Annotated in this window: 17 protein-coding genes and 1 tRNA gene; 6 read left to right on the top strand and 12 right to left on the bottom strand. The window is 67.7% G+C overall.

Annotation, left to right across the window (positions count from 1 at the left end):
• The first annotated feature begins 94 nt into the window (after positions 1 to 94).
• Entirely contained in the window at positions 95 to 421 is a 327-nt protein-coding gene (locus tag HNO88_RS08880; protein ID WP_184244210.1) for a 2Fe-2S iron-sulfur cluster-binding protein, read from the top strand.
• Positions 422 to 434: 13 nt separating this feature from the next.
• Complete coding sequence (locus tag HNO88_RS08875; RefSeq protein WP_184244208.1) at positions 435 to 1,694, top strand: cytochrome P450; 1,260 nt, start codon at positions 435 to 437, stop codon at positions 1,692 to 1,694.
• Between the two features lie 37 nt (positions 1,695 to 1,731).
• On the opposite strand, the gene HNO88_RS08870 is transcribed toward HNO88_RS08875, so the two are convergent.
• A complete protein-coding gene (locus HNO88_RS08870; RefSeq protein ID WP_184244206.1) occupies positions 1,732 to 2,601 on the bottom strand; it encodes an alpha/beta fold hydrolase in 870 nt (289 codons plus the stop codon).
• A gap of 46 nt (positions 2,602 to 2,647) precedes the next feature.
• On the opposite strand from HNO88_RS08870, the gene HNO88_RS08865 reads away from it, so the two are divergent.
• Both HNO88_RS08865 and modA read left to right on the top strand, forming a co-directional pair.
• The gene (locus HNO88_RS08865; protein WP_312857030.1) at positions 2,648 to 4,084 is read left to right on the top strand and encodes an MATE family efflux transporter; all 1,437 of its coding nucleotides are present in this window, start codon (positions 2,648 to 2,650) and stop codon (positions 4,082 to 4,084) included.
• 24 nt (positions 4,085 to 4,108) lie between these two features.
• A complete protein-coding gene (gene modA, locus HNO88_RS08860) occupies positions 4,109 to 4,912 on the top strand; it encodes a molybdate ABC transporter substrate-binding protein (RefSeq protein ID WP_184244204.1) in 804 nt (267 codons plus the stop codon).
• A 61-nt stretch (positions 4,913 to 4,973) separates the two neighbouring features.
• Here modA and HNO88_RS08855 read toward each other — a convergent pair whose 3' ends face one another.
• The 3 genes from HNO88_RS08855 to HNO88_RS08845 are packed head-to-tail and all read right to left on the bottom strand — an operon-like array spanning position 4,974 to position 9,113.
• On the bottom strand, positions 4,974 to 6,524 hold the full coding sequence (locus HNO88_RS08855; protein WP_184244202.1) for a DHA2 family efflux MFS transporter permease subunit: 1,551 nt from the start codon (positions 6,522 to 6,524) through the stop codon (positions 4,974 to 4,976).
• A complete protein-coding gene (locus HNO88_RS08850; RefSeq protein WP_184244200.1) occupies positions 6,524 to 7,705 on the bottom strand; it encodes an HlyD family secretion protein in 1,182 nt (393 codons plus the stop codon). The genes HNO88_RS08855 and HNO88_RS08850 overlap by 1 nt, the downstream gene beginning before the upstream one ends.
• Positions 7,698 to 9,113 carry an efflux transporter outer membrane subunit gene (locus HNO88_RS08845; RefSeq protein ID WP_246381420.1) on the bottom strand — a complete coding sequence of 472 codons (1,416 nt, stop codon included), beginning with the start codon at positions 9,111 to 9,113 and terminating at the stop codon, positions 7,698 to 7,700. The genes HNO88_RS08850 and HNO88_RS08845 overlap by 8 nt, the downstream gene beginning before the upstream one ends.
• 122 nt (positions 9,114 to 9,235) lie before the next feature.
• On the opposite strand from HNO88_RS08845, the gene HNO88_RS08840 reads away from it, so the two are divergent.
• Entirely contained in the window at positions 9,236 to 9,850 is a 615-nt protein-coding gene (locus HNO88_RS08840) for a TetR/AcrR family transcriptional regulator (RefSeq protein ID WP_312857029.1), read from the top strand.
• A 45-nt stretch (positions 9,851 to 9,895) separates the two neighbouring features.
• Positions 9,896 to 13,339, top strand: a complete 3,444-nt coding sequence (locus HNO88_RS08835; RefSeq protein ID WP_184244194.1) for an acyl-[ACP]--phospholipid O-acyltransferase — start codon at positions 9,896 to 9,898, stop codon at positions 13,337 to 13,339.
• A 29-nt stretch (positions 13,340 to 13,368) separates the two neighbouring features.
• Here HNO88_RS08835 and HNO88_RS08830 read toward each other — a convergent pair whose 3' ends face one another.
• The 8 genes from HNO88_RS08830 to HNO88_RS08795 all read right to left on the bottom strand — a co-directional run bounded on the left by HNO88_RS08830 (position 13,369) and on the right by HNO88_RS08795 (position 20,031).
• Entirely contained in the window at positions 13,369 to 14,277 is a 909-nt protein-coding gene (locus tag HNO88_RS08830; RefSeq protein ID WP_312857028.1) for an NAD-dependent epimerase/dehydratase family protein, read from the bottom strand.
• The gene (gene proB, locus HNO88_RS08825) at positions 14,274 to 15,404 is read right to left on the bottom strand and encodes a glutamate 5-kinase (RefSeq protein ID WP_184244192.1); all 1,131 of its coding nucleotides are present in this window, start codon (positions 15,402 to 15,404) and stop codon (positions 14,274 to 14,276) included. Before proB ends, HNO88_RS08830 begins: the two co-directional genes overlap by 4 nt.
• A gap of 243 nt (positions 15,405 to 15,647) precedes the next feature.
• On the bottom strand, positions 15,648 to 16,706 hold the full coding sequence (gene obgE / locus HNO88_RS08820; RefSeq protein WP_184244190.1) for a GTPase ObgE: 1,059 nt from the start codon (positions 16,704 to 16,706) through the stop codon (positions 15,648 to 15,650).
• A gap of 99 nt (positions 16,707 to 16,805) precedes the next feature.
• A tRNA-Ala gene (locus HNO88_RS08815) sits at positions 16,806 to 16,881 on the bottom strand.
• A gap of 89 nt (positions 16,882 to 16,970) precedes the next feature.
• A complete protein-coding gene (locus HNO88_RS08810; RefSeq protein ID WP_312857027.1) occupies positions 16,971 to 17,705 on the bottom strand; it encodes a hypothetical protein in 735 nt (244 codons plus the stop codon).
• 141 nt (positions 17,706 to 17,846) lie between these two features.
• Positions 17,847 to 18,587, bottom strand: coding sequence for a Bax inhibitor-1/YccA family protein (locus HNO88_RS08805; RefSeq protein WP_184244188.1), 741 nt, complete (start codon positions 18,585 to 18,587; stop codon positions 17,847 to 17,849).
• Positions 18,588 to 18,702: 115 nt separating this feature from the next.
• The gene (gene proC, locus HNO88_RS08800; protein WP_184244186.1) at positions 18,703 to 19,509 is read right to left on the bottom strand and encodes a pyrroline-5-carboxylate reductase; all 807 of its coding nucleotides are present in this window, start codon (positions 19,507 to 19,509) and stop codon (positions 18,703 to 18,705) included.
• 3 nt (positions 19,510 to 19,512) lie between these two features.
• Complete coding sequence (locus HNO88_RS08795) at positions 19,513 to 20,031, bottom strand: type III secretion system chaperone family protein (RefSeq protein WP_184244184.1); 519 nt, start codon at positions 20,029 to 20,031, stop codon at positions 19,513 to 19,515.
• Between the last annotated feature and the right edge of the window lie 17 nt (positions 20,032 to 20,048).

Below are 20,048 nucleotides of genomic sequence, written 5' to 3'. Positions count from 1 at the left end.
TCGCGGTCTAGTCGCCGTGCATATGACGCTGGCGCGTTGACTTGCGTCATGAACGAGCCTAAAAGACTTGAGAACTATGTTCTCTGGAGGGTATATGCCGAAGGTCACATACGTGGCGCACGATGGTACGGAAGCGCAAGTCGATGTGCCGGCGGGTGAAAACGTCATGCGCGGCGCGCTGTACAATGGTGTCGAGGGCATCGTTGGCGAATGCGGCGGCGGCCTGTCGTGCGCGACGTGCCACTGCTACGTCGACGAGAGCTGGATCGATCGCGTGGGCGGCCCTTCGTCCGTCACGGAAAGCGAGTTGCTCGAATCCGTCGCGACCGAGCTGAAGGCGACCAGCCGCCTCAGCTGCCAGATCGAGGTCACCGACGCGCTCGACGGCTTGGTCATCCACACGCCCGAAACCCAGTACTGAGCCGGAGCGCGCCATGCCGATCGACGCCGCAAACCCCGTTCCGCCAACCCTGCCCCGCCGTGCCGGTCCGGACCAGGTTCCCGATCATGTCGCGCCAGAGCTGGTCCGCTCGGCCGGGATCACCTTCGCGCCCGACTTCCTGAAGGCGCCGCACGACTTCATGGCCGGGCTGCACGACAGCTTTCCGCCGATCTGGTACGATGTCTCGCCATTCCAGAACGCCTGGAACGCCATCAAGCACGAGGACGCGCTGTTCGTGCTGCGCAATCCCGAGATTTTCTCCAACGAGGGCGCCACCCCCTTCCCGCGCGATCCGGACGACTACTTCTACTTCATCCCGATCGAGATCGATCCGCCGCACCATCGCAAGTACCGCAACATCGTCGATCCGATGCTCAGCCCCAAGGGCGTGCTGGCATTGGAGGAGCGCATCCGCAAGCTGGCGAACGACCTGATCGACGAGGCGATCGAGGATGTGAAGTCCAAGGGCGAATGCGAGTACACCACCGCGTTCGGCCGCCCGCTGCCCGTCTCGGTGTTCCTCGATATCATGGGCCTGCCGCAGTCGATGCGCGACACCTTCGTGGACTGGGCGGTGAACCTGCTGCACTCCAACGACCGCGCGATCATGGCGCAAGCGATGAAGAGCATCTCGGACTACCTCAAGCAGGCGATCGCGGAGAAGAAGGCGACCCCCGATGACGGCGTCGTCAGTCGCATCGCCCATGCCGAGTTCGACGGCCGGCCGCTGTCCGACAAGGAAGTGTTCGGCTTCGTCGTGTTCCTGTTCATCGCAGGATTGGACACGGTCTTCGCCACGCTCAACAACGTCTGGATGTATCTCGCCGAGCACCCGGAAAAGCGGCAGGAGATCATCGACCGTCCGCAGGACATCGACAAGGTCGTCGAGGAACTGCTGCGCCGCTGGTCGGTCACCTTCTCGGGCCGCGTGCTGGCGCAGGACTGCGAGATGCGCGGCGTGCAGATGAAGGCGGGCGATCGCATCACCTGCGTGCTGCCCGCCTGCAATTTCGATCCCGAGGTGTTCCCCGATCCGCTGGAGGTGGACTTCGATCGCCCGCGCAAGACGATCCTGGCGTTTACCGTCGGCGTCCACAGCTGCATGGGCGCGCACCTCGCGCGGCTCGAGGTCAAGATCGCGCTGCAGGAGTGGCTGAAGCGAATTCCCGCCTTCCGGATCAAGCCCGGCTACGAGGTCGAGTACCGCCCCGGTGGCGTGGTCGGCCCGGAGTACCTGCCGCTCGTGTGGTGAGGCCGTCGCGGCCTTGTCACTGCGCCGGGCCGCGCCCTCACCCGGCTTGCTCGAATACGCCGTGCAGCGCCCGCTCGAACGCCTGCGGCCGCTCGTACATCGCCCAGTGGCCCGCATCGGCCACGACCTCGAAGCCGGCATCGGGACATACCGAGCGCAGTGCGGCTTGCTGCAGCGCGGGATCGGGATGCGGGCGGTCGTACTCGCCCCAGATCGCATCGACCCGGCAGCGCACCTCGGGCAGGATGCGCAGCAGCTTGTCCGGCATCACCATGTCCGCCGCGATCAGCCGCGCGCGTTTGGCGTTGGGCAGCAGCATGTGGATCGCCAGCCCGTCGGCGCTCTCGGCATGATGGAGCATGAGCCCCAGCAGGTTGCTCCGCAGAACGGCCGTGCGCGCCTCGCCACGCAACCCGCTGACGCGCTGGAGGTGCACCTCTCCATGCGGCGTACCCAGCCCGCCGCAGCCCACCAGGATGAGCCGACGGGCGACCTGCGGATGATAGGCGGCCAAGTGCGCGAAGCAGACGCCGCCGAACGAGAAGCCGCATAGATCCGCCGGCGCGTTGGCGCCCAGAATCTGCTCCAGGCCATGCGCGAGCGCCTTGGCGATCCCGCGATGATCGAGCGTCTCGGGCAGCGCCGAGTCCCCGTGACCGGGAAGGTCCACCGCGATGACACGACGATCGCGCGCCAGGCTGTCGATGTTGCGGACCCAGTGCTGCCAGGAGCCTTGTGCGCCATGCGCAAGGATCAGCGGCTCGCCCCTACCCCAGGCGCGCCACACCACCGTGCCGTCGGCGCAAGGCGTCTCGATCCGCTCGGCGCGGCTGTCCAGATCGTCGAGGATCGCCTGGTACGGGTCAGCGGCGCTCGCTTCCCTGTCCCCGTCTGCGGCGATGCCCATGTCTCGATCTCCTCGTCGCGGAGCAAAGCATGCCCGGCGAGCGCTTGTGAAGGGCGCGCCCGGCCTCCACGCCGGCATCGCCACGACGCTGCGCAAGGTTGACGCCGCGCGCCACGGCCGCCACCCGGCATGCGTGTCTATTGCCCCTTCCCCCTCTCCGGCCCGCATGGTCTGGGCCATCGCGCTGCCGGCGATGCTCACCAACGTCGCGACGGCGCTGTTCGGACTGGCGGACATGTGGACCATCGGCCAGCTTGGCAATGCACCCGCGCAAGGCGCCGTGGAGCTGGGCGCCAAGTACATGATCGGCCTACTCAACGTGTTCAACTTCCTGCGCACCGGTACCGTCGCGCTCACCGCGCAGGCCGCCGGGCGCGGCGATGCGGAGGCTCAGGCGGCGACACTGGCGCGCGCCCTGGCGGCGGCGGGAGTGATCGGTGCAGGGCTGCTGCTCTTGATGCCCATCGCCATCCCCTACGGCCTGGACCTGCTCGAGGCACACGGGTCGCTGCGCGCGGAAGCGGGCCGGTACGTGGCGATCCGATACTGGAGCGGTCCCATCTGGCTGGCGAATTGCGTGCTGGTCGGCTGGCTGATCGGGCGACGGCGCGTAAGGGCGGTGCTGGTGGTGGAGGTCGCCGCCAACGCGGCGCACATCGCGCTCGATCTCACGCTGGTGATGGGTTTCGAGCTGGGAGTGACGGGGGTCGCCGTCGCGACGGTCAGCTCCGAGGTGCTGAAATGCGCGCTATTGGCCGCGCTGGTCCTGCGCGAGCCCGAAGCTCGTCACGCACTCGCCGCTGCCCGCCGGCGCTCCACCTGGGCGACACAGGCCTTGCGCGCCCTTTTCGCCATCAACCGCGACTTGTTCCTGCGTACCGTGCTGCTCACCGCGGCCATGCTGCTGCTGGCACGCAGCGGTGCGCAGCGCGGCCCCGTCATGCTGGCGGCGAACGGCATCCTGTTCCAGCTGTTCATGCTCGCGACGCTGATCCTCGATGGCTTCGAGAGCGCGGCCCAGGTGCTCTGCGGGGAGGCGCTGGGCGCACGCAGTCGGCGGCGCTTCGATGCCGCGCTGCGCGCCGCTCTGGTGTCGGGCGGAGCGGGGGCGCTGGTGCTCGCCGCCGTGGCTTTAGTGGCCGGGCGCGGGCTGACCGCACAGTTCAGCACCGACGCGCAGGTCATCGCGGCGGCCGGTGCGCACAGCGGATGGCTGGTCGTGCTTCCGCTCGCCGGCTTTGCGTCTTTCGTGCTGGACGGCGTCTTCGTCGGAGCCGGCTGGACCCGCGCGATGCTGGGTACCATGCTGCTGGCGATGATGGTCTACGTCGCGCTGCTGTTCGCGGCCGTACCGCTCGGCAATCACGGGCTGTGGCTCGCATTCACCCTGTTCTTCGTCGTGCGCGCGGCGGGGCAGATCGCCGTTCTGCCCCGCCTCCTGCGGCGCGACCTTGGCGAGGCAGGCTCTTCACACCCTCGCTGAGATCCATATACCGGCGGATATAACATGCGAGAGGCCGTCCGCTTGCGCCGTATCCTGATCCTCGTCGCAGCAGTCCTGGCGATCGCCGCCAGTGTTGCCCTGCTCGTGCGCACGCCTTCATCGGAACCGGCTGCTCCGGTCGTACTGGCAGCGGCCAGCCTGCAGGAGTCGCTGGAGGCGGCGGCGGATGCCTGGACCGCCAAGGGGCATCGGCGGCCCGTGCTCTCGTTCGCCGCCACCTCGGCGCTCGCCCGCCAAGTCGAGGCGGGCGCACCGGCGGACGTGTTCATTTCCGCCGACGAGGAGTGGATGGACACGCTTTCCGCCAAGGGCCTGATCCGCTCCGGCAGCCGGGCGACGCTGGCAGGCAACAGCCTGGTCCTGATCGCGCCGGTGTCCAGCAAGACCGATCTGAAGATCGCGCCCGGCATGCCCTTGGCCAGGGCACTGGGCAGCGGCCGCCTGGCCCTGGCCGACCCCAGCGGCGTGCCTGCGGGCCGCTATGCCAGGCAAGCCCTGGAGAGGCTGGGCGTCTGGGATCAGGTATCGGCGCGGGTGGCAGCGGGCGACAACGTCCGCGCCGCACTTTCACTGGTGGCGCGGGGCGAGGCGCCACTCGGTGTGGTCTACGCAACCGATGCGAAGGCCGAGCCGAAGGTCCGCGTGATCGGCACCTTCCCGCCTGCAAGCCACACCCCGATCACTTATCCGATCGCCCTGCTTCAGACCGCACGCGCCCCGGAGGCCGAGCCGTTGCGCCGGTTCCTGCTCTCGCCGCAGGCGCAAGCCGTGTTCCGGCGCTACGGCTTCACCCCCGCCGCGCGCTGAGCCCCGCCCCTGCTGAGCCCCGCCCCCGCTGAGCCCCGGCCCCCGCTGAGACGAGCCGGCGTCAGTGCGAGGCTACGGGCGGGGCGCCCTTCTTGGGCCGAGGCGCGATCCAGATCGCCGAGGCGGCCATCATCAGCACCACGGCTGCGACCATGAACAAGTGGTTGGTGCCCACCGACATGCCCTGGTTGGTCACCAGCTGCTCGAGTGTGGCGCGGGACTGCTCGACGCTGAAGCCACGCTCCTGCATGCGCGCCATGACCTCGGGCGCACCGTTGAGCTCTCCCGCCATCTGCGCGGTGTCCATCCGCGCCTGGTTCGACCAGTAGGTGGTCACGATCGCCGTCGCGATCGCGCTTGCCAGCGTGCGGCCGAAGTTGGCGATGCCCGCCGCCGAGGCGGTCTCCTCGGGATCGACCGAGCCCAGGCTGATGGTGGTGAGCGGCACCATGAACAGCGAGACGCCAGCGCCCTGCAGCAGTTGCGGCAGCGCCAGTGTCCAGAACGTCGCATCGGTCGACCACCACAAGGCGCGCAATACGGAGCACACGCCGATCCAGCCGACGCCGATGAACACCAGCAGCCGCGGATCGAACTTCTTCATCAATCCCGGCACGATCGGCGACATCACGACTGCCAGTACGCCGCTGAACGCCATGACGAAGCCGGCATTGGTCGCGGTGTAGCCGAGCGAGGTCTGCAACCACTGCGGGATCACGACCACGGACGAGAAGTATGTCCCGAAGGCAAGGGTCAGCGAAAGTGTTGCGGCCGAAAAGCCGCTATGGCGGAACACCTTGAGGTTCACGATCGCGTCCTCCTCGGTCAGTTCCCAGATGACGAACAGCGCGAAGAAGATCGCGGCGATCACCGCGCAGACGACGATGAAGGGCGAAGAGAACCAGTCCTCCTCGCGGCCCTTGTCCAGCATGATCTGGAACGCACCGACCCAGATGACCAGCAAGGCAAGCCCTGTGGCATCGATCGGGCGCTTTTCGGTCGGCGTCTCGGTGCCGGGCAGCATGATGACGACGCCGATGAAGATCGCCAGGATGATCGGTGCGTTGATGAAGAAGATCCAGTGCCAGGACCAGTTGTCGCTGATCCAGCCGCCCAGGATCGGCCCCAGGATCGGCGCGACGACCACGGTCATCGCCCAGAGCGCCATGGCCTTGGGGTGCATCTCCTTGGGGAAGATGCGCAGCATCAGCGTCTGCGTCAGGGGCATCAGCGGGCCGCCGCACAATCCCTGGCCGATGCGGAACGCGACGAGCATCGGCAGCGTGCTGGATAGCCCGCACAGGACCGAAAACACGCCGAACCCGATCAGCGAGAACACGAAGGTGCGCAAGGTGCCGAAGCGCTGCGCCAGCCAGCCGGTCAGCGGCACGCAGATCGCTTCGGCGACCGCGTAGGAGGTGATCACCCAGGTGCCGGTCGATACGGAGACCGCCAGGCCACCGGCGATGTGCGGCACGGAGACGTTGGCGATCGTCAGGTCGAGCACGACGATGAAGTTCGCCATCGCCAGCACGAGGCCGGCGATCAGCAGCTTCGCGCCTTGGAAGGCACGAGGCTGCTCCGACGCTGCGAAGAGCCCCTTGGCTCCCATCAGCGACCGCCGCTGGTCAGGTCGATGGTGGCTTCCATCGAAAGACCGACGCGCAGGGGATGCTCGCGCAGTTCCCGCGGATCGAGCTGGATGCGGACCGGCAGGCGCTGCACGACCTTGATCCAGTTGCCGGTGGCGTTCTGCGCCGGGATCAGCGCGAAGGCCGCACCGGTGCCGCCCGAGAACCCGACGACCTTGCCATGATACACCACGTCGTCGCCGTAGAAGTCCGAGGTGACTTCGACCGCCTGGCCGCTGCGCACCTTGCCCAGCTGGTCTTCCTTGAAGTTCGCATCGACATAGAGCTGCTCGACCGGGACCACGACCATCGCGACCGTCGCATTGGTCACCCGCTGGCCGACCTGAACTGTGCGCTGGGCGATCACGCCGTCGATCGGTGCGCGGATCACCGTGCGGGCGAGGTCCAGCCGGGCGTTCGCAAGACGCGCCATGGCCGCGCGCACTTCCGGCGCCTCGTTGACGGCCAGGCCCTGCGTGGCCGCGCGGCTGGCGGTTTCCTCCTGGCGGGCGCTGACGGCATCGGCGCGCGCCTGGCTGAGGCCGGCCTGGGCCTGGCTGACCGACGCCTGCGCGGCCGCGAGCGCATTGCGGGCACTGGTCAGCTCCTCACCGGAAACGGCACCGCTGCCGTCGAGCGAGGCGCGTCGTTGATAATCGGTTCGGGCCTTCGCCAGATTGGCCTGTGCCGAAACGAGCCGCGCCTGCGCCTCGGGGATCGCCGCTTCCTTGGCGGTCGCGGAAGCACCCGCGGCGGATCCTTGCGCGCGAGACTGGGTATAGCGCCGTTGCGCCATGGCGAGATTGGCTTCCGCTTCGGCAACCGCGATCTTCTGGTCGGCATCGTCCAGCCGCATCAGCAGTTGCCCCTTGCGCACCGGCTGGGTGTTCACCACCGCGACTTCCACCACCTGCCCTTGCGTCAACGGGGTGATCTGCGCGTTCTCGCCAGCGACATAGGCGTTGTCGGTCGAGACCGAGCGGCTGCCGATCAGAAGGTGATAACCGAGATAGACGATCCCGAGCACCACCACCGCCACGGCCAGTCCGATCAGCAGCGGCTTGCGCCGGGAGTTGTCCATCACCGCGGCCGAGGCGCCGCTGGCACCCGGCTTGCTGTCGTGTTCGGGCGCTTCGGTCTGGCCCTGCACGTCGTCACTCATCGGTCGTAACCTTCTCGTTCATGTCTTGCGCGAAGCCCCCGCCCAGAGCGCGCTTCAGCGCGACTTCGGCAGCGAGGGTGCGGAAATGGGCATCGATCGCGGCTTCGCGGGATTCGATGGCGACTTGCTGGGCGCTCAGCGCCTCGATGAAGCTGGAGAGCCCCGCATCGTAGCGCTTGTTGGCCAGATCGTAGGCGGCCTCGGCCTCGCGCCGGGCAGCGGCGGCGTCGGCCTCCTGAGCGCGCGCGGCATCGCGGGTGGCGAGTGCGTCGGCGATCTCGCGCAGGGCGTCCACCACGGTGGAGTTGTAGTCGGCCACCGCCAGATCGAAGCTGCCGCGTGCCTGCCGGTACTCGCCACGGATCCGGCCGCCATCGAAGATCGGCAGGCTGAAGGCGCCGACGCCATTGCCGTAGGTCGAGCCGCTGTCGAACAGGTTCGACACGCCCAGCGAGGTCAGTCCGATCAGGCCGCTCAGCGAGATGTTCGGCAGGTACGCGGTCTTGGCGATGTCGATCCGCTTGCCCGCCGCTTCCACGCGGAGGCGCGCGGCGACAATGTCGGGTCGTCGTCCGGCCAGAGCGATCCCCGCGTCCGCCGGCAGCGGCGTTTCGGGAATTTGCGTGATCCCCGTCGGCTTGATGGCGAGGCCGCGGTCCGGCCCCGCTCCGAGCAGCGCCGCCAGGGCGTTGCGCCGGGCAGCGAGCTGTTCGCGATTGGCGGACAGCGCGATACGCGACCGCAGCGTCTCGGCCTGGCTCTGGCGGACCGGCGACTGGTTCTCCAGCCCCTGCTCCGCCCGGCGACGCGTGAGCGCGCCCAGGCTCTCGCGCGATTGCGCCGCCTGCACCAGCGCCTCGTCGCGCGCCAGCAGCCGCGCCAGATCGAAGTACGAAGAGACGACGTTGCTCGCCAGGATCAGCGAGGCCTGACTGGCGTCGGCCTGTGCGGCCTGCGCCTCGGACGTGGCGGCTGCCAGCAGCTTGCGGCGGCGGCCCCACAGGTCGAGGTCGAAGTCGCCGGTCAGCGCCAGGTTGCCGGTGCTCTTCCAGCCGCGGGGCACGAAGTCGGGCGGAATGCCGTTGTTGTAGCTCTGCTTGGTCACGCCGGCCGAGCCCTGCGCGCCGATCTGCGGCAAGGTATCGGCGCCGGTGATCTCGACCGCGCCGCGCGCCTGGCGCACGCGCGCCTGTGCGGCGGATACGTCGGGCGAACCGGCCAGCGCCTCTGCCACCAGGGCGTCGAGCTGCGGATCGCCATAGGCCTTCCACCATTGCTCCTGCGGCCAGTTTGCCGCAACTGCGCTGGCCCGCGCAAAGGTCTGCGCGGTGGCGAGGGAGGCGGGCGGACGCGTCTCGGGTCGTGGCCCGAGTTCAGGCAGGCCGCAGGAAGCCAGTGCGAACGTCATCGCAAGCAGGCCGGGCGCTGCGACTCGTTTGATCGTGTGAGTAGACATGCTGCGGTGCGGAATCGTCCTCCAGCTTGCCTCTGTCAATGAAAAAGTGTACTTGCCGGTACGGTATGGAAATCGTGACAAGCAAGCGTGAGCAGAACAAGCTGCGGAGGCGTGCGTCGATCGTGGAGATCGCCACCCGTTCGTTCCTCGAACGGGGGTACGCGGCGACCAGCATGTCGGCGATCGCGGACGAGCTTGGCGGCTCGAAGGCCACCTTGTGGTCGCACTTCGCCTCGAAGGAAGAGCTGTTCACGGCCGTTGTGGACGACCTGGTGGCTCGCCTCTCGATCGAGATCGAGGAGGACCTGATCCATGACAGCTTTTCGATCGAGGGGCTGCGGCGCTACGTCCTGCGCTATCTCAAGAAGCTGATGAGCGACCAGGCCATCGCGTTGTTCCGGCTGATGATCGCGGAAGGCGGACGCTTTCCGGAGATCGTCGCCGTGTTCCATGCCCGGGCCCCGGGTAAGATGCACACCGCCGCCGTCACCTTTTTCTCGACTTGCTTCAAGATGGACGAGGCCGTGAAGCTGGCCCGCCTTACCAGCGCCGCTCTGGCGGGCTATCGCTCGATGGCACTCACGCGCCCGCTCATGCCCGATGAGGCAGAGATCGAGGGTTTCGTGGACGACTTCATTGCCCATTTACGGCTGCCCGCATACCGTGACGCACAAGAAGGCAGCCTATAGCGGCCACCTCGAAGGGCCATCAGGGCCGACAATGCAGGAGCCCGCGTGTCAGCACCCGACCTTTCGCTTCTTGGCAAACGCCGGCTTGGGCCGATGTTTGCCGTCCAGTTCCTCGGCGCCTTTAACGACAACCTGCTGAAATATGCGCTCGTCTTCATGGCGAGCTTCACGATCTACGCGAGTGAGCCGGACAAGGCCGGCCAGCTCGGTCTGATCTCCACCGGGCTGTTCATCCTGCCCTACTTCCTGTTCTCCTCGATCGCCGGACAGCTGGCCGACCGGATCGACAAGGCACGCCTGGTGCGGCTGGTGAAAGTCGCCGAGATCGCAATCATGCTGCTCGCGCTCGCGGGCTTCTGGCTGCAGTCGATCCCGATCCTGCTGGTCTGCCTGTTCGGCATGGGCGTGCACTCGACGGTGTTCGGGCCGGTCAAGTACTCGATCCTGCCCCAGCACCTGCATCCCCACGAGATCATGGGCGGCACCGGCCTGGTCGAGGGCGGGACCTTCCTGGCGATCCTGGGCGGACAGCTGCTTGCCGGCTTCATTCCGGCGTGGGAGGCGGGGGTGGTCGCCGTCGCCCTGGCCGCGATCGGCCTGGCGCTGAGCTTCGCCGTTCCTCCCGCTCCGCCGTCACGCGTGAGCCAGCCGATCGACTTCAACATCCTGCGCGGCACCTGGACGGTGCTCAAGACCGCGCACAACGGTCGCGGCGTGTGGCTGGCGATCCTGGGCATCAGCTGGTTCTTCAGCGCCGGCGCGGTGCTGACGATCGAGTTCGCGCCGCTCGTCTCCGGCCACTTCGCCGGTAGCCAGCATGTCGTGAACCTGTTGCTGGCGGTGTTCTCGGTGGCCGTTGCGCTCGGCTCGCTGGCGGTCAACCGCCTGCTCAAGGGCGAAGTCTCGGCGCGCTACGTGCCGGTCAGCGCGCTGCTGATGGCGGCCGGCCTGATCGACCTGTGGCTCTCCTCGCGCGCGTTCCAGCCGCAAGTGGCGGGCGCCACGGTCGAGCAGTTCCTGGCCAATCCGGGCAGCTGGCGCGTCATCGCCGACCTGGTGGTCACGGCCTTTGCCGGCGGCATGTTCATCGTGCCGCTCTACGCCATCCTCCAGGTCTACACCGTGCCCGAGGAGCGATCGCAAGTCGTCGCGGCCAACAACATCGTCAATGCCTTCGTGAACGTGATCGTGGTGGCCGTCGCCGCGCTGCTGGTCTCGAGCGGACTCGACATCCCGGGCGTGATCGGCACGCTGGGCTTCGCGACGCTGGCGGTGGCGCTGATCAGCGTCTGGCTGCTGCCCGAAACCGTGTTCAAGACCGTGGTCCGGTGGGTGCTCAAGGCCCTCTACCGTGTCGAAGTGATCGGTGCCGAAAACATGGTGAAGGAAGGCGAGCCCGCCGTCGTGGTCGTCAACCACCTCAGCCTGCTCGACGGCGTGCTGCTCGGCGCCTTCCTGCCGGGCAAGCCGACCTTCGCGATCAACACCCAGATCGCCAAGGCCTGGTGGGTGAAGCCGTTCCTCAAGCTGTTCGAGGCGTTCCCGGTCGATCCGACCAACCCGATGGCGGCCAAGGCCATGGTCCGCGCGGTCAAGGAAGGCCGCACGCTTGTGATCTTCCCGGAAGGCCGCATCACCGTCACCGGCGCGCTGATGAAGGTGTTCGACGGGCCCGGCATGGTGGCCGACAAGTCGGGAGCGCCGATCGTGCCGGTGCGGCTCAACGGTCCGCAGTTCACGCCCTTCTCGCACCTCAAGGGCAAGGTGCGCACGCGCCTGTTCCCCAAGATCACCATCACCGTCCTGCCGCCGCGCCACTTCGAGATCGAAGGCGAGATGTCGGCCCGTCAGCGCCGCGCCGTCGCCGGGCGGCGGCTCTACGACGTGATGAGCACGATGATCTTCGACACCTCGCATACGGACAGCACGCTGTTCGCGGCGCTGTGCGAGGCGCGCCACATGCACGGCGGCCGTGCGCCGATCGTCGAGGATACCAAGCGCGAGCCGCTGACATATGACCGCCTGATCCTCGGCTCGGAGCTGGTCGGCGAGCAACTGGCCTACATGACCAAGCCCGGCGAGAACGTCGGCGTGCTGCTGCCCAACGTCGCGGGCGTGACGCTCGCGTTCTTCGGGCTCCAGGCCGAGGGACGCGTGCCGGCGATGCTGAACTTCACCGCCGGCCAGGCGAACCTCGTCTCCGCTTGCCAGACCGCCTGCATCCGCACCGTCGTCACCGCCCACGCCTTCGTCGAGCAGGGCAAGCTCCAGCCGGTGATCGCCGCGCTGGAGGCGGACGGCCGCCGCGTGCTCTACCTGGAAGACGTCGCCAAGCAGATCGGCACCGGCGCCAAGCTGTGGAAGCTGTTTACAAAGCTGGGTGCCGCCAGCCGCCACAAGGCGCGCCGGATCTCGCCCGATGCGCCCGCGGTGGTGCTGTTCACCAGCGGCTCGGAAGGGGCGCCCAAGGGCGTGGTGCTGACGCATCGCAACCTGCTTTCGAACTGCGCGCAGCTTGCCGCGCGGATCGATTTCAACCCGTCCGACATCGTGCTCAATGCGTTGCCGGTGTTCCACTCGTTCGGGCTGACCGGCGGCACGCTGCTGCCGATCCTCAACGGGGTGAAGACGGTGCTCTACCCCAGCCCGCTGCACTACCGCATCGTTCCGGCGCTCGCCTACGACGCCAATGCGACGATCATGTTCGGCACCGACACCTTCCTCGCCGGCTACGCACGCATGGCGCATAGCTACGACTTCTACTCGCTGCGCTACATCTTCGCCGGCGCCGAGCGAGTGCGGGACGAAACCCGCCGCGCCTATGCCGACAAGTTCGGACTGCGCATCCTGGAAGGCTATGGCGCGACGGAAGCAGGCCCGGTCATCGCGGTGAATACGCCGATGCACTTCAAGGCTGGCACAGTCGGACGTTTGCTCCCGGCGATCGACCAGCGGCTCGACGCGGTCGAGGGCATCGACGAAGGCGGGCGCCTGTTCATCCGCGGCCCCAACGTCATGGCAGGCTACCTGCTCGCCAGCGAGCCGGGCAAGCTGCAGCCTCCGGAAGGCGGCTGGCACGACACCGGCGACATCGTCACCATCGACGACGAAGGCTTCATCGCCATCAAGGGCCGCGCCAAGCGCTTCGCCAAGATCGGCGGCGAGATGGTCTCGCTGCCGGCCGTCGAGGGCTATGCCGCCAAGCTCTGGCCCGATGCGGAGCATGCGGTGGTGACGCGTCCCGACCCGAAGAAGGGCGAGCAGCTGGTGCTGTTCACCACCCAGAAGGACGCGGAGGGCAAGGCCCTGCAGGCGTGGGGCCGTCAGAACGGCGTGACCGAGCTGATGCTGCCGCGCGACGTGCGCGTGGTCGAAGCACTGCCGGTGCTGGGCACGGGCAAGCTGGACTACGTGACGATGACCCAGCAAGCCGAGGGCGGCGCGAAGCCGGCCGAGGTTGAGGAAGTTAGCGACGAGGAACAGCCTTGATCCTCTCCCCGACGGAGAGAGGATGGGCCTCAAAACCAGCCCTGCTCCTGGTACCAGTCGGCCGTTGCCTTCAGCCCGGTGCGTGTTTCCACCTGTGACTCCCAGATCGAGGGCGGGACGCTGGCGGCAGGATCACCCGTCCAGTCCGGATGGCTGAGATACGATGCCCGATCCGCCGTCATCTTCGCGCCCTTGCCGCGCAGGAATCCGTCGATCCCCGCCGCCCGCCGCAACGACCTGGCCGAGAGCCCCAGCACCCGGGGCCGCCGCCCCACGGCCCAGCCGATCGCCAGAGCCAGCTCGCGATGCTCCCAGCCGCCGGGCCGTCCATCGTCGGGCTCGAACACCATGTGGCTCACCGCCTCGTCGCTCGGCAGCAGCGCCAGCAACAGCCGCGCCAGATCATCGACGTGGATCACCGAGGCCCGCCCCTCGCCCGGCACCGGCACCACGCCCCAGCGTGCGGCACGGAACAGCTCGAACATGTCCTTGTCGTTCGGGCCGTAGATCGCCGGCGGACGCACCACCGTCCAATCGAGCAGGCTGGCCTTGACCATCTTCTCGCCCCGCGCCTTGGAGGCCCCGTAGGCGGACAGCCCCGGCTCGCGGGCCGAGAGCGAGGAGACATGCACGAAGCGGCGCACGCCTTCCTTCAAGGCCGCTTCGACCAGGTTCAGCGTGCCCAGCACATTCCCGGTTTCGAACCCTTGCGGATCGGGCGTGTTGACCACCCCGGCGATATGCACCACCGCGTCGACATCGCGCACGAGCTCGGCCAGAGCCGCGCGGTTCTCCAGGTCGCCGATGATCCATTCGACCCCTTCGCGCGGCACCTGCTTGGCGCGGGCGAGGGCCACCAGCTGATGCCCTGCCGCAAGCGCGTGATCGACGAATGCCCGGCCGACGAAGCCGGTCCCTCCAGTCAGTGCGATGATCACTTCAGGACCAGCTGGTCGCGGTGGATGACGGCGGAGCGCGGTGCATAGCCGAGCAACGCAGCATGCTCGCTGGAGTGCCGCCCCTGCAGCCGCTCGCACTCGTCGGAGCCATATTCGGCAAGGCCATGGGCCAGGACCTGCCCATCGTCGCCGCAGATCGCCACCGGGTCGCCACGCTCGAACGGCCCTGTCACTTGCGTGACGCCCTTGGCCAGCAGGCTGGATCCACGCAGCAACGCCGCCGCGGCGCCGGCATCGACAGTCAGCTGGCCCTTGAGCCGCAGGCGCCCGCCAAGCCACGCCTTGCGCGCACCGGACCGGCGACGCGCGCAGAACAGCGTGCCGATGCGCTCCTGCGTGGCTCGGGCGATCGGACGATCGTGGGTGCCGTTGGCGATCACCAGGGCAATGCCGGCGAGTTCCGCGATCTCGGCGGCCTGCAACTTCGAGGTCATGCCACCCGAGCCCATGCCCGACGCCGATTCGGCGCTACCCATGGCACGAACCTGCGGCGTGACGCCCTGCACTTGCGGGATCAGCTGCGCGCCGGGTTCGCGCGGGTTGCGATCGTAGAGGCCATCGACGTCCGACAGCAACAGGACCGCACTCGCCTGCGCCGCCTGGGCGACGCGCGCGGCCAGCCGATCGTTGTCGCCGAAACGAATCTCCTGCGTGGCGACCGAATCGTTCTCGTTGATGACGGGAACCGCGCCGGCATCCAGCAGCCGCGCCAGCGTGGCGGTGACGTTCAGGTAGCGACGCCGGTCTTCCAGGTCGTCGAGGGTCAGCAGGATCTGCGCCGCGGTTACGCCCTCACCGCCCAACAGCTCGGCCCAGAGCCCCGAGAGCGCGATCTGGCCGACGGCGGCCGCAGCCTGCGCATCGGCAAGGCTGCCGCGCCCGCCCTTGTCCAGCTTGAGCCGCCCTGCACCCAGCGCGATCGACCCCGACGAGACAACGATCACGCGCTGGCCGCGCGCCCGCGCTTCGGCGATCTCGGCGACCAGCCCTTGCAGCCATGCCCGGCGCGCGCCATCCGGCCCGACCAGCAAGGACGATCCCACCTTGACCACCAGGAGCGGGCACAGCGCGGCGTCGGCAAGATCGGATAGTCGGGCAATCGTCATGAGAGCGCCAGCCTCTAGGCAATTCGCCCGGTCATGGAAAGCGCATGCATGGGACGCACGGCACGGGTTGTCGTGGATGAAACTGCACGCTCGCGGTGCGCCTCGTATCCTGGCCACACATCTCCGTCGCCCCCGCGCAGGCGGGGGCCCCGCTTGTTCTTCCTGGCGATATGCTTGATTTAAAAAGCGGCCCCCCGCCCGCGCGGGGACGACGGAGCTATCTCGAACCCAGCAGCGAACGCCTTACAACGGGGACCAGGGCTTCTCGTCTTCCTCTTCCTGCTCGCCCTGTGGCCGCTCGGTCACGGTCGCTGCCGGCAGGTGCGAGATCACGGCGTCGAGCAAGGCGTCCATCCCCTCGCCCGTCGCGCCGGAGATCGCGAAGACCTGATCGGCTCCGGCATCCTGCAGCTCCTCGGCGAAGCTGGCGGCCAGTTCCGGATCGGCAAGGTCGAGCTTGTTGAGCACGATCAGCCGCGGCTTGTCTTCCAGCCCGCCACCGTAAGCCGCGAGTTCCTCCTCGACGACCTGCATGGCCTCGGCCGGATCCGTGCCGGCGATGTCGATCAACTGGATCAGCACCCGGCAGCGCTCGATATGACCCAGGAAGCGGTCGCCGATGCCGGCGCCTTCCGCCGCGCCCGCGATCAGCCCGGGAATGTCGGCCAGCACGAACTCGCGGTTCTTGTGACGGACCACGCCCAACTGCGGATGCAGAGTCGTGAAGGGATAAGCGCCGACCTTGGCGCGCGTGTTGGTCAGCTGGTTGATGAAAGTCGACTTGCCCGCGTTCGGCAACCCGACCAGACCGACGTCGGCCAGCAGCTTGAGCCGCAGCCACACATACGCCTCTTCACCGGGCAGTCCCGGCTGGTGCTGGCGCGGCGCGCGGTTGGTGCTGGTCTTGTACGAGGCGTTGCCACGCCCACCCAGTCCGCCCTCGAAGAACACCACGCGCTGTCCAGCTTCCGTCAGGTCGGCTAGCACGGTGGTCCGCTCTTCGTCGTCGGCGATGACCTGGGTGCCGACCGGCACCTTGATCACCAGGTCCTTGCCCTGCGCGCCGTTGCGGTCCTTGCCCATGCCGTGGCCGCCGCGCGGCGCCTTGAAGTGCTGGGTGTAGCGAAAGTCGATCAGGGTGTTGAGCCCGGCCACCGCCTCGAACACGATGTCGCCGCCCTTGCCGCCGTTTCCGCCGTCCGGGCCGCCATACTCGACGTACTTCTCGCGCCGGAAGCTGACCGCGCCCGGCCCGCCGGCGCCCGCGCGTATGTAGATCTTGGCCTGGTCGAGAAAGTGCATGGCGGTTCCGGTCCGATAAGCTCAGCGGCCTGTCCTGCGGTCCGCGCAAATGCGAACGGCCGCAGCGATGTGCGGCCGGTCAGCGTCGATTTCAATTACTGGTGGAGCCGAGGGGGATCGAACCCCTGACCTCGTCATTGCGAACGACGCGCTCTCCCAGCTGAGCTACGGCCCCGTTCCAGCAATCGCGCGAGAGGGCTCGGCCCGAACTCGCGAGCGGCTCCGTTAGCGAAGAGGCCGCAGCAAGGAAAGCGAAATCTCGCGCTACTGCGGCTGAACCGCGGGAGGCCCCGGGCGCGCAGTGGTCGTGGAGTTGCGCGCTTGGTCGGGCGCGACCACTACGATGCCGCCGTACTTGGCCTGCCACGCTGCCAGGTCCGCGCGGTACTGGTCGTAGGCATCGAAGAACGCCATAAACGGAGCTTCGATCTTCGCCAGGCCTTGCGGCGCATAGCCTTCCAGCTGGCCGGCCGGCACCGACGCCATCTCCGTCGCGAGCGCCATGGCGGCGTTGCAGAAGGTCGATTTGACGGGGGGAACCGAGAAGAAGTTATAGACCTGCGTCTGGTACGTCTCTCGCTCACGGGTGCCGGACTTGCCGAAGGCGCCGTTGAAGTTCTTCTTCAGATCCGCGTCGGCCTTGTCGAGCGACTTGTCATGGATCTTCAGGAAATCCTTGTAGCCGGCGAGCACGGGCGCATACTCCGGCTCGACGCAGTTGAGCGCGGCGACGTTGTAGGCCGAGCGCAAGTTCCAGACGGCCTGCGCGGTAGACACGCTGGTGTTGACGGTCTTGCGGGTGCCGTCGTCCGCCACCTCGGGAATGCGCATGTTCAGCGGCGCGCCCATCGGGGGCTGCGGCTGCGGCGGGATCACCACCACCGGCGGCGGCGGCGGCGGTGGCACCTTCTGGGCGCAGGCTGCCAGCACGCTGATCACCGCAAGCGGTGCAAGCTTCAGGAAACTAAGGGAAAGCCCCTTGGTATTCGGACGCGTCACCCGGCCCACTCCGCACATTCTGAGGTATCCCATCTAACCGCTTAGCCGCACAAAGCAAATGCCCGGCGCGAACAAGTCGCGCCGGGCATCGTCATTCACCTGTGGAAGATTCGCGGGCGATCCGCGTCTCCTCCGCCGTTCTTAGTCGCGCTGGCCCATGAAGCTCAGCAGGAACTGGAACATGTTGATGAAGTCCAGGTACAGGCTGAGCGCGCCGAGCACGATCGCCTTGCCGGCGAACTCGGTGCCGGCGAGCACGTAGTACTCCTGCTTCAGGCGCTGGGTATCATAAGCCGTAAGGCCCGCGAAGATCAGCACACCGAGAACAGAGATGCCCATCTGCAGAGCGCTCGAAGCCACGAAGATGTTGATCACCGATGCGACCAGGATGCCGATCACGCCCATGATCAGGAACGAGCCCATGCCGGACAAGTCCTTCTTGGTCGTGTAGCCCACCAGGCTCAGGCCGGCGAATGCAGCAGCCGTCGCGAAGAAGGTCGTCGCGATCGAAGCGCCGGTGAACACCAGGAAGATCGACGAGAGCGACAGGCCCATCACGATCGCGAAGCCCCAGAACAGCGCCTGCAGCGTCGAGGTGCGCATGCGGTTGGCACCGAAGCTCATCGCCATGACGAAGCCGAGCGGCGCAAGCATGATCAGCCACTTGAGCGGCGTGTTGAGCACCTGCACGGCAAGGCCCGATCGCGCAAACAGCAGCGCCACGACACCCGAAAGCAGCACGCCCGAGGCCATGTAGTTGTAGATCGACAGCATGTGCCGCCGCAGGCCGGCGTCGTAGCCGGCGCGGGTGCCCGTGCGGGCGCCCAGGCTCGGGGACGCACCGAAGCCCGTGCGGGGCTGGGGGTCGTTCCAGTTAGCCATTTCAAACTCCTTTCCGGCACCGCCCAATGCGGTGGATTCCGGACACTCCCGAATATCGTCCTGCGTTCGCGACAATTCAAGAACAACCCGAACCGGAATAGCGTAACGAAGTGTGTCAGCCGCCGCGCGCGTCGCGCCCCATTTCCGCCGACCTTCGCTCGGCCGCAGTCATGGCCGCTTCGACCAGCCGGACGAGCGCCTGATCGGCATCGAGCACGTCCAGGCCGGCCTGGGTCGAACCGCCCGGGCTGGCGACACGCCGGGCCAGCTCGCCCGGACCGTGCTCCGACGAGGCCGCAAGCAGCGCCGATCCCTCGGCCGTGGCGAGCGCCAATCGTTGTGCCTGGTCCCGGGGAACACCCAACGCAGTCGCGCCAGCCGCCAGGGCGTCGATGTAGCGGTACACGAACGCTGGCCCACACCCGGCAAGCGCCGTCACGGCGTCGAACAGATCCTCGCTCGCCAGCCATTCGGGCGTGCCCAGCGGCTCCAGCAGGGCGGTCACCGCATCCCTGCCCGCCTGGTCCAGCCCCTGCCCGGAGAGAGCAAGCGGCGAGCGCCCGATCGCGGCTGCGAGATTGGGCATGACCCGCACGATCCCCTTGGCGTCGGGGAAGCGAGTGGCGAGCGTCGCCAGCTCGACCCCCGCCAGGATCGACAGGAGGATCGTGCCTTGCCCGATCGCCGGCGCGACCTGCGGCGCCACGGCATCGAGCAGCTGCGGCTTCACGCCGAGCAGCACGACATCGAAGTCCGCCACCGGCACCTCGCGAACCAGCATCACGCCTGCAGGCGCTTCGGCCATGCGCGGATCGGCCACCGTGATGCGCCCGGGCGCAACCCCGCCGGCGAGCCAGCCTTGCAGCATCGCCCCGCCCATGTTGCCGCACCCGACGATGAGCACCTTGTCGAGGTTCACCACGGCTCAGGCCTCGCCCGCCGCATCGACCATCGCGGCCGCCAACGCCTCGGTGGGCGTCTTGTCGCCCCACAGGATGAACTGGAACACGGGATAGAACCGGTCGCACTCGTCGATCGCGGCCTCCACCACGGTCTGCGCCTGCGCCGGGCCGAGCAGTCCGTCCTCGCCGAGCATCAGGCCATGGCGATAGAGCACGACCCCGCCGTTCGACCACATGTCGAAATGGCCCAGCCACAGCTGCTCGTTGATCAGCGACAACGCCTCGAACATCGCCTGTCGCTTGCCCTCGGGCACGCGGATCTCGGGCAGGCACAGCAGCTGGAGTACACGGTCCTCCGCGCGCCAGATCGCCTGGAACTGGTAAGTGGTCCAGCTGCCCTTCACTTCGGCGGAGATCTCGTCCTCGCCGGCATATTCGTGCGGCCAGTCCCGCGCCTCGAACAGCGCCGCCAGCATCTCTACCGGAGCGGCCTCCTCTTCGCGTTCGATCTCGTCCCCAACGCTTCTCATAATTCCCGACATCACGCCTCCATGACGCG

Source organism: Novosphingobium chloroacetimidivorans, from assembly GCF_014204535.1.
Classification (GTDB): domain Bacteria; phylum Pseudomonadota; class Alphaproteobacteria; order Sphingomonadales; family Sphingomonadaceae; genus Novosphingobium; species Novosphingobium chloroacetimidivorans.
The sequence above is the reverse complement of the archived record's forward strand: the minus strand, read 5'-3'. Positions and strand labels throughout refer to the sequence as shown.